Annotated in this window: 5 protein-coding genes, 1 tRNA gene and 1 pseudogene; 4 read left to right on the forward strand and 3 right to left on the reverse strand. The window is 42.5% G+C overall.

The window, feature by feature from the left end:
• Positions 1–9 precede the first annotated feature (9 nt).
• Entirely contained in the window at positions 10–5577 is a 5568-nt protein-coding gene (locus QUA02_RS27570) for a trifunctional serine/threonine-protein kinase/ATP-binding protein/sensor histidine kinase (protein WP_333032571.1), read from the forward strand.
• A 287-nt stretch (positions 5578–5864) separates the two neighbouring features.
• Here the strand turns inward: QUA02_RS27570 and QUA02_RS27575 are convergent.
• Together QUA02_RS27575 and QUA02_RS27580 are read right to left on the reverse strand one after the other, a co-directional pair.
• Positions 5865–5937 (reverse strand) — tRNA-Ala (locus QUA02_RS27575).
• A 152-nt stretch (positions 5938–6089) separates the two neighbouring features.
• On the reverse strand, positions 6090–6293 hold the full coding sequence (locus QUA02_RS27580; RefSeq protein ID WP_006631616.1) for a hypothetical protein: 204 nt from the start codon (positions 6291–6293) through the stop codon (positions 6090–6092).
• Between the two features lie 358 nt (positions 6294–6651).
• On the opposite strand from QUA02_RS27580, the gene QUA02_RS27585 reads away from it, so the two are divergent.
• From QUA02_RS27585 to QUA02_RS27595, 3 genes are read left to right on the forward strand one after another with little or no spacing between them, the layout of a single operon-like run.
• The gene (locus QUA02_RS27585; protein ID WP_333032572.1) at positions 6652–7239 is read left to right on the forward strand and encodes a Uma2 family endonuclease; all 588 of its coding nucleotides are present in this window, start codon (positions 6652–6654) and stop codon (positions 7237–7239) included.
• 55 nt (positions 7240–7294) lie between these two features.
• The gene (locus QUA02_RS27590) at positions 7295–7624 is read left to right on the forward strand and encodes a hypothetical protein (protein WP_333032573.1); all 330 of its coding nucleotides are present in this window, start codon (positions 7295–7297) and stop codon (positions 7622–7624) included.
• Positions 7566–9578, forward strand: coding sequence for an Eco57I restriction-modification methylase domain-containing protein (locus QUA02_RS27595; protein ID WP_333032574.1), 2013 nt, complete (start codon positions 7566–7568; stop codon positions 9576–9578). The genes QUA02_RS27590 and QUA02_RS27595 overlap by 59 nt, the downstream gene beginning before the upstream one ends.
• Here the strand turns inward: QUA02_RS27595 and QUA02_RS27600 are convergent.
• Positions 9569–9788 (reverse strand): annotated as a pseudogene (locus QUA02_RS27600) (IS66 family transposase); the annotation flags it as partial. The gene QUA02_RS27595 and the pseudogene QUA02_RS27600 sit on opposite strands and share 10 nt — an antisense overlap.

Below are 9788 nucleotides of genomic sequence, written 5' to 3' on the forward strand. Positions count from 1 at the left end.
TCCAATCAAATGCTCAAAATTCCGGGCTTCACAAATTTTGAAAAAATTAATGAAGGCGTGAAAACAGTTGTTTATCGGGGGCTGAAGCTTCAGAACCAACAGCCTGTTATTGTTAAGCTACTAAGCTCTAAGTATCCACATCCTATTGATGTTGCTAATTTAAAGTATCAATATGAAATCGCGAAAAACTTGAACATCCCAGGAGTTGTTAAGTGCTTGGGGCTGGAAAGATACCAGAACAGCTTTGCCTTAATTATGGAAGATTTTGGCGCTCAATCTTTAAATTACATCCTTGCTTCTCTCAAGAACGATTTTATCGGCTTTCTCCGAATAGCAATTCAGTTAGCGGAAACTTTAGGGCAACTCCACAAACAGCATATCGTTCATAAAGATATTAAGCCGCCAAATATTATTGTCCATACTGCAACTTGGGTGGTTAAAATTATAGATTTTAGCATTTCTTCTCGCCTGGGCATAGAAAACCAAACAATTAACAATCCTAATTGTCTGGAAGGCACGCTAGCCTATATATCCCCAGAGCAAACGGGCCGGATGAATCGATCGATTGACTATCGTACCGACTTTTACTCTTTGGGTGCAACCTTTTATGAAATGCTGACAGGTTCCCTACCTTTTGCAGCCACTGACCCAATGGAATTGGTTCACTGCCATTTAGCAAAGCAACCAGTTCCGCCGATTCAGTTAAATCCAGAAATTCCCCAAGCAATTTCTGACATCGCACTCAAATTATTAGCCAAAACAGCAGAAGAGCGGTATCAAACTGCTGAGGGAATAAAAGCCGACCTAGAAAATTGCCTAGCTCAGTTACAGGAAAACGGCACAATTTCACCATTCATTGTAGGGTCTAAAGATTTATCCGGTCAACTGCTGATCCCGCAGAAGCTCTACGGCAGGGAAGAAGAGGTAGCTGTATTAATGGAAGCGTTTGAACGAACCAGCCTCGGCACAGCCGAAATGATGCTGGTCAGCGGTTATTCGGGAATTGGCAAATCTTGCTTAGTGAATGAAGTTCACAAACCTGTTGCAGCCAAGCGGGGGTATTTTATTGCTGGTAAATTTGACCAGTTTAAGCGCAATATTCCTTACGCTTCGCTGATTCAAGCTTTCCAGTCACTGTTGCGACAGCTATTAACAGAAGATTCTGAAAAAATAGCTGTTTGGAAAGAGAAGATTTTAACGGCAGTGAGTCAAAATGGTTCTCTAATTATTAATGTTATCCCCGAACTTGAACTGATTGTCGGTCATCAGCCAGAAGTACCGCAACTGAGTTCCTATGAATCCCAAAACCGCTTTAATCGCGTTTTTCAACAGTTCTTCAAAGTCTTTTGTCAACCCGAACACCCCCTCGTTCTTTTCCTAGACGACTTGCAGTGGGCAGATTCAGCATCCCTCAAATTAATCCAACTGCTGATGAGCGATCGCGACAGCCAATATCTGTTAACGATCGGAGCTTATCGGGATAACGAAGTCAATCCAGCTCATCCCTTGATTCAGGCATTAGAAAAGATTCGAGAAAGTGGGGCTGCCATCAATAATATTACTGTTAAACCTTTACAGCTAAACCATGTCAGGCAGCTAATTGCAGACACGCTCAACGAATCTCCCGAAGCTAGCCGTATAAAATCTTTCTCAGAACTGCTTTTCAATAAAACCCAAGGCAATCCCTTCTTCTTGACTCAACTGCTGAAAGTGCTGGATTCCGAACGACTGCTAACTTACGACACTTTTATCGGTATTTGGCAGTGGGATATCGAACTTATTCAAACCATTGGTATTGCGGATTGCAATATCGTTGAACTGATAGCAAAGAATATTCTAAAGCTACCAGAATCAACGCAAAAAGTCTTAAAATTGGCGGCTTGCATCGGCAGCACTTTTAATTTAAGCGTTTTGGCAATTGTGAATGAAGAGTCAGAATCAGTTACTGCTTCTGGTCTGTGGCCGGCACTTCAGTCTGGTTTAATTTTGCCTCTAAGTGGAAACTACAAAATCCCGCTAGTTTTTCAACAGGATGAACTGGGCGAACTTATTCTCAGCGATTCCAGGGTAGACTACAAGTTTTTGCACGATCGCGTGCAGCAAGCCGCTTATTCCTTGATTCCCGAATCCGAGCGAAAATCGACTCACCTGAGCATTGGCAAACTTTTGCTGCAAAATACCAGCCCTGAAGACAGAAAAGAAAATATCTTTGCTCTGGTCAATCAACTTAATTTTAGCGCTGACTTAATAGTCGGGCAAGTAGAAAAAGATGAACTAGCTTTCCTAAATCTAATTGCCGGTCAGAAAGCAAAGGCAGCGACAGCTTACGAAGCTGCTGCCAGGTATCTAAATATAGGTTTGGAACTCCTTGTTGTTAATAGCTGGCAGAGTCAGTATGAATTGACTCTCAACCTCCATGTAGAAGCCGTAGAAACAGAATTTTTGAACACCAATTTCAATCACTCTGAACTACTTGCTGAAGCTGTTTTAAAAGAGGCAAAAACCCTACTCGATAAAGTAAAAGTATACGAGCTAAAAATTCAATCTTATGTCGCTCAGAACCAGCTCATTAAAGCTATTGATACGGGTTGGGAAATATTGTCCATGCTGGGGGTTTCTCCCAAATTGCTAGCAGCCGGGAATGCCTCAGTAAAATTGCCTTCGCTGACAGATTTGGAAAATGTTCCCGAAATGAACGATCCTGATAAGCTGGCGGCGATGCGGCTGCTGATGACTATCTCAGCTCCCGCTTCTATTGCCAAGCCTGAGATGGTTTTGTCCATCGTATTGACTCAAATTAATCTCTGCATAGAAAACGGTCATTCAGCGCTAGCAGCTTACGCTTACAGCATTTATGGCTTGCTCCTATGTGCAGCACTTGGAGATTTAGAGGCAGGATATTATTCCGGTCAGATAGCTTTGAAGCTATTAGAGCAATTTAATGCTAAAGAACTCACAGCTAAAGTGTACACTCTGTTTAACGTTACTATCAGACATTGGAAAGAACACGCTAGAGAAACAATAGATGCTTTGCAAGAAGGGGTTCAAAGCGGTCTGGATACTGGAGATGTAGAATATGCTGGTTATTGTGCTTTGAACTCTTGCGCTCATATATTTTTAATTGGCAACTACCTAGAATCTGTAGAGTCGCGCCAAGCTCATTATCTCGATTTACTGCTGAAACTCAAACAAGAATTTGGCATTTACTACGTTAAGATATGGAGGCAGCTAGTTTTGAATCTTTTCCGACCTACTGCTGACAAATGTTGCTTAATTGGCGAGAGTTTTGATGAAGTAGAAATGCTGCCGATCTTAGAAACAGCAAATAACCAGATATCTCTTTTTGCTGCCTATCTTGCTAAAGCAATTCTCTCTTACTTATTTAAAGAGTTTGCTGCTGCCATTGAAAATGCTTCAATCGCTGAAAAATATAAAGCATCGGCACCCGGACACATGACGGTTGCCGTTCACAACTTCTACTATTCGCTAGCTCTTCTGGCTCAGTATCCCGATGTACGAGCTCAGGCTGCATCTGGGAGGGAGAGAGAGCAACAAGAAGCTCTGGCTATTGTGGAGTTGAATCAAGAAAAAATGAAGGGTTGGGCTTACCATGCTCCGGCTAATTATCAGCATAAATACGAGCTGGTTGAGGCAGAAATAGCGCGGGTGAAAGGGCAAAATTGGGAAGCGATGGAGTATTACGATCTCGCTATCGCGGGAGCTAAAAAACAGGGGTACGTTCAGGAGGAAGCTTTAGCTTACGAACTGGCGGCTGAATTTTATTTAGGGGCTTCAAGAGAGGAGATCGGTCAGACTTACATGGCATCAGCATACTACGGCTACGCTCGGTGGGGAGCGAAGACTAAGGTTGCAGATTTGGAGTCAAGATATCCTCCGCTTCTTTCTCTGATATCTGCTGCTAATAACGCCAACTTTGAGAGAACTACCTCTACGAAAACTACAACTTTTACCAATACTACAACAGGTAATTCTTTCCTCGATTTAGCAACAGTAATGAAGGCTTCGCAAGTTTTAGCGGGCGAAGTTGTTTTGAGTAAATTGCTAGAAAAATTGCTAAAAATTCTGATGGAGAACGCTGGCGCCCAAAGCGGTTTTTTAATTTTAGCAAAAAATGGCAACTTGTTAATAGAAGCGTCTGGTTCTGTTGGACGAGATCGGATCGTAGTACAGCAGTCGCTTCCAATCGCTTTCAGTCAGGATTTGCCACTGTCTCTAATAAATTATGTAGTCCGAACGAAAAGAGATGTTGTTTTAGATGATGGCGGGAGGGATGAACTCTTCAAAAATGATATTTACATTGTCAAAAACAATACTAAGTCTGTTTTATGTACGCCTATTATTAATCAAGGTACTTTAATAGCTGTGCTTTATTTAGAAAATAATCTGGCATTGGGTGTTTTCACAGCAGAAAGGCAGGAAGTTTTAAAGCTTCTTTCTACTCAAGCTGCAATTTCTTTAGAAAACGCTTTTCTCTATAAAAACTTGTCGGCAGCTAATGAAAAATTGCAGGAGTACAGCCAGACTTTAGAGGCGAAAGTGCAAGATAGAACGCGAGAAGTTACAGAAAAGAACGCGCTCCTACAGCAGGAAATTAGCGAGCGAATCTCTACTGAATTAACTTTGAGGCAGTCAGAAGTGCAGTTAAAAGAACAAGCAGTTCAGCTAGAAATTGCTCTGATAGAATTGCAGCAGACTCAGGCTCAAATGATTCAAACTGAAAAAATGTCAAGTTTGGGACAGCTAGTTGCTGGAATTGCTCATGAAATTAATAATCCGATTAATTTCATTTATGGCAATCTTACTCACGCAACTGAATATATGCAATATTTGCTGCAAATAATCAATATTTACCAGCGGACATACCCGATTCTTACTCCTGAATTGGCAGCAGTAACAGAGGAAATTGAACTTGATTTCCTCCAACAAGACTTGCTGCAAATTCTGAAGTCGATGAATGTTGGAGCCGAGCGCATCCGCAATATTGTGATAGGTTTGCGGAATTTTTCGCGCCTTGCAGAGAGCGAGATGAAGCGGGTTGACATTCACGAAGGGATTGAGAGCACGCTGCTGATTTTGCAGCACCGCCTGCACCATGCGGAACAATCGGGGGATGGGGAGGATAGCGGCGACGAGGGAGGCATTGCGGGCAGAGAAATTCAAGTTGTTAAAGAATACGGGAACCTGCCTTTAGTCGAGTGTTCTGCTGGAGAACTCAATCAGGTGTTTATGAATATTCTAGGCAATGCGATCGATGCACTGGTACAGTTGGATAACCAGCAGTGTCCAACGCCTGCGATTCGGATTCGCACAGAGGTAAAAGGCACTAGCGCGATCGTCTCAATTGCAGACAACGGACTTGGAATGAGTGAATCAGTCCGCGTTAGGGTATTCGATCCCTTTTTTACAACTAAGCCTGTAGGTTCGGGGACTGGTCTGGGCTTGTCTGTTTCGCACTCAATTATCGTACAAAAACACGGCGGTTCGCTAACGTGCATTTCAGCACCGAGGCGGGGAGCTGAATTTGTTTTGGAGATTCCGCTATCACAGGGTATATAGACGTTATGTTAGCTCAATCTGATGGGCTTTTCTGGAAGCGATTTTACGATTGACGATCGTATCGGGCAAAACCGATGTAGAGCCAAAAGCGTTTACCTTCCCACGACCACGCTAACCGTAGCCGATCCTTGAAAACTTCTATATTTACTGAGCCTTTGGGCATATCGCAGATTTATCGCATTGAGTGGCTGGGATTGTCTGGGATTGTCACCCCTAATTGAGAATGTCCAATATAACAGTTTTGATGGATAAACGACAAAACCCGCTCTGTGAACGGGTTTTCTTTATGGAGAATAGCGGGCTCGAACCGCTGACCCCTACAATGCCATTGTAGTGCTCTACCAACTGAGCTAATTCCCCTTTCTTTTCGCGCTCTCAATCATGCCTTAACTGACCCATATTTGTCAAGCTTTTTGGGGAAATTAGTTTTGAGCCTTGGATTGGCAAGGCTTTCGGCTTTTTTTCAAAAAAAATCTCATCGCTTCTGGACAATGGTCAATCCCTACTATGATTTAGTAGGTGTGTTGGGATATTTCGGTTAAATGGCTCAAACAAGACCCCATGAGGAAGTAGACGACTACCAGGGCCGCGGCTGAGACAGCAACTAGGGTGCCGGCTAGCATTAGTGAAAATTCCCGTTGCGCGATCGCCTCTTGCATTAAGTGCAAAGACCAGGCAACGAGGGCAACGTCAATTATTAAAATAGAAACCAGCATAAGTTACGATTTGTAACAGCTTACCTATTGTAACAAAACTTTTCGCTCCGTGCAGATAAGCTCACCTGTATTTAAGTTTTGCTGTAAAACCCGAAGGGAGCAGTGGAAAGCTAGTGAGAAAAAATGATAGCTTTTGTTGATAATTACAATATGCAAAGTAAATGAGAGCTAGCTCAGCTTTAGAGGTGGCGTTTTTGACTCTAGAGCCAGCCATTCCCTGCGTGATAGCTGCGATTCACACGCTTTTTTGAGGGGGTAGGGTGCGATCGAAGATTGCCCCGATTCAAATTTGGTAAAATGGGTGTTACACTTGTACTTTTAATTAAAATAAAATGAAAGGCTGTTGAGGATGTAAACTATGTTAACCCAAACTCAAAAACTATACTCGCCAGAGGAATATTTGGCACTAGAGGAAGTGGCCGAGTCCAAAAGTGAATATATTGATGGCGAGATAGTTCCTATGACTGGTGGTACTCCAAATCATAATGATATTGCGGGCAATTTTTATGCACATTTAAAATTTGCTCTCAGGGGGCAAAACTATAAGGTTTTTATCGGTGACTTGCGGTTGTCTATACCGCGCTATCATCTCTATACTTATCCAGATGTGATGGTGGTTCAAGGCGAACCAGTGCTTTTAGACGATCGCACAGATACCATAATTAATCCTTTGGCGATTGTTGAAGTTTTGTCGAAAAGTACGAAAAATTACGATCAAGGGGATAAGTTTGATTATTATCGATCGATTCCTGAGTTTCGAGAGTATATTTTAATCGATCAGTATAAAGTTTATGTCGAGCAGTTTGTCAAGACTTCGGAAAATAAGTGGCTTTTAAGTGAATACGAATCGGCAGATGCAGTGCTGGCTTTGTCTTCGCTGCCGTTTCAACTTCAATTGGGCGAAATTTATGAAGGTATTAGATTTGAAACGAGTGCAGGTAGTTAAGATTTAAAAACTGCTTTTTTTGCTGTAAAATTCACTTGCTCTGCTTTTCAACTTTATGACAAATCGCTCTAGTCGCGCCCTTTTTCACAGCAAAACACTCAACACTGCTTTGCGTGCTTTTAGCTTTCCCCAAGATATGGAAGTGCGCCACCAAAAATTGGGAACGTGGATTGCTGCACTTAAAACGGGTACGTTAGACGAAGTTAAAGAAGTTTCGCTGCACGGCAGTTTTATTAATGATATTTTTCAGGATATTTTGGGATATTGCTCGATAATTCCAGGTGCGGGGAAAGCTTGGGAAATTAACGCGGAACAAACGATATCGGATGGCGGCGGTTCTGCTGACGGGGCGATCGGCTTTTTTTACTGCTGCGGGCAATCCTAAAGGCAAAACCGTGTCCCTGCAAGGTAAAGTGATTGCTCCGATCGAACTCAAGGGAGCGAAAAATGATTTAGACCGTCCCGCATCCGGGCGATCGGAATCAGCAGTTGACCAAGGTTGGCGCTACGCTAATTATACACCAGATTGTCGCTGGATTATTGTCTCGAATTATCGAGAGTTGCGACTTTATCATACCAATAAAACTCCCGCTTATTACGAACAATTTTTTCTGACTGACTTAGCGGATTTGGAAGCTTTTAAGCGATTTTACTTTCTGTTGTGCCGCCGCAATTTTTTGCCTAAAAACCAAGCTCAAACAGTTTCTGTTATTGACAGACTGTTAAAAGACTCTGACGAAGCTCAAGAGGAAATTACCAATAAATTATATCAAGAGTACAAAGCAATTCGACTTGCTCTGGTCAAACATTTTCGCTTTTCGGGGCCGCAGGATATCCCCAACCGCGATCGCGTACTCATCGAAAAAGCTCAAAAAACTTTAGACCGCGTTTTATTCATTGCTTTTTGTGAAGCTAAAGGGTTGCTGTCGCGATACACCCTCAGCAACGCTCACGACAACAAAGACCAATACAATCCTAGATTAATTTGGGAAAATTATCAATCTGTATTTCGCTGGATTGAGGTGGGAAATGAGGACCCTCCTGTATCGGGATACAACGGCGGTTTATTTAAATTCGATCCGGTTTTAGACGCACAATTGACTGTGCCAAATCCCTTATGCACTAAGCTTAAGGATTTGACGCGATTTGATTTTGACACCGAAGTTTCTGTTGATATTTTGGGGCATATTTTCGAGCAGTCTGTTACAGATTTGGAAGAATTAAATGCTGAGACTGCCGGACAGGAATACAATCAGAAAAAAGGCAAGCGGAAAACTCAAGGTGTGTTTTACACCCCAGCTTTTATTACTCAATATATTGTCGAGGTTTCTCTCGGTGGTTATTTGCAGCGTCGAGAGCAAGAATTGCGCGATTTATTCCTAATGGGCGAAGTTGCTGAAGTGTCGGTTCAGCCACCCAAGAAAACTGCAATTAAGTTTTGGAAAGCGTATCGAGACGAAGTGCTGCAAAAAACGCGCGTCATCGATCCGGCGTGCGGTTCGGGTGCTTTTTTGATTGCGGCTTTTGATTATTTGATGCAGCAGTACGAAAGAGTCGATCGCGAATTGAATGCTTTGGGATGTAAGCCAAAAGACGGCAACTCGCTGGAATTTGACAGAAGCATTTTAAGCAACAACCTGTACGGTGTAGATTTGCTGCCGGAATCGGCGGAAATTACCAAACTTTCCCTGTGGTTGAAGACGGCCGAACCTGGTAAAACGCTGACTTATTTGGATGATAATATTAAAGCGGGAAACTCGATTGTCGCTGACAGTAATGTAGCAGATACAGCGTTTGATTGGCAAGCTGAATTTCCCCAGATTTTTGCTGATGGCGGTTTTGATGTTGTCCTTGGTAATCCGCCTTACGTGCGCCAAAAGTTGTTTTCCTCGCTTAAGCCTTACCTACAAGCTAATTACGAGTCTTATCATGGAATGGCGGATATGTATACTTATTTCTATGAGAAAGGATTTAAACTTCTTAAGCCAGGGGGGATTCTTTCTTATATTGTAACTAATAAATGGCTGAGATCAGGTTATGGCGAACCGCTTCGCAAGTTTTTTGCTTATCATGCCGTGTTTGAGCAGATTATTGATTTTGGACACGCTCCAATTTTTGAAGATGCTGATACTTTTCCTTGTATTGTAGCAGTACGAAAACCTGATCCATTTTCCTCTACCTCTGAAACAAAGAAGGAGATTGAGGAGAAAAAACCACAACCTAATTTGCCTGTGATTATTTGTCCGGTTCCCCGTGAAGAACTTGCTAATATCAATCTCACCCAATACGTGCAACAAAACGGTTACGACATTCCTTGGTCGGTAAGGATTCAGGTCTGAGATTGTGGAATCAGAGAAGGCATAAATAAGTCACAAGAATGGGCAGATATAGCATCACGGAAAAAAGCCATTGCGCTTTTACATTGAAAGCGACAAGTCTGAATCACAGATAGCAAATCAGCAGTTTGTTGAAACCGAGACATTGACCGGGAACCCCCAGATACTTTACGCTTAGTCACGGCTAATCTCCGTGAACGTTCCGCTAAATTA

Source organism: Microcoleus pseudofavosus SVA1_A4, assembly GCF_036700565.1.
Taxonomy (GTDB): domain Bacteria; phylum Cyanobacteriota; class Cyanobacteriia; order Cyanobacteriales; family Microcoleaceae; genus Microcoleus.

Coding starts and splice junctions, on each gene's coding strand:
- QUA02_RS27570 (WP_333032571.1), top strand. CDS start 10: ATGCTCAAAATTCCGGGCTTCACAAATTTTGAAAAAATTAATGAAGGC.
- QUA02_RS27580 (WP_006631616.1), bottom strand. CDS start 6,293: ATGCTGGTTTCTATTTTAATAATTGACGTTGCCCTCGTTGCCTGGTCT.
- QUA02_RS27585 (WP_333032572.1), top strand. CDS start 6,652: ATGTTAACCCAAACTCAAAAACTATACTCGCCAGAGGAATATTTGGCA.
- QUA02_RS27590 (WP_333032573.1), top strand. CDS start 7,295: ATGACAAATCGCTCTAGTCGCGCCCTTTTTCACAGCAAAACACTCAAC.
- QUA02_RS27595 (WP_333032574.1), top strand. CDS start 7,566: ATGGCGGCGGTTCTGCTGACGGGGCGATCGGCTTTTTTTACTGCTGCG.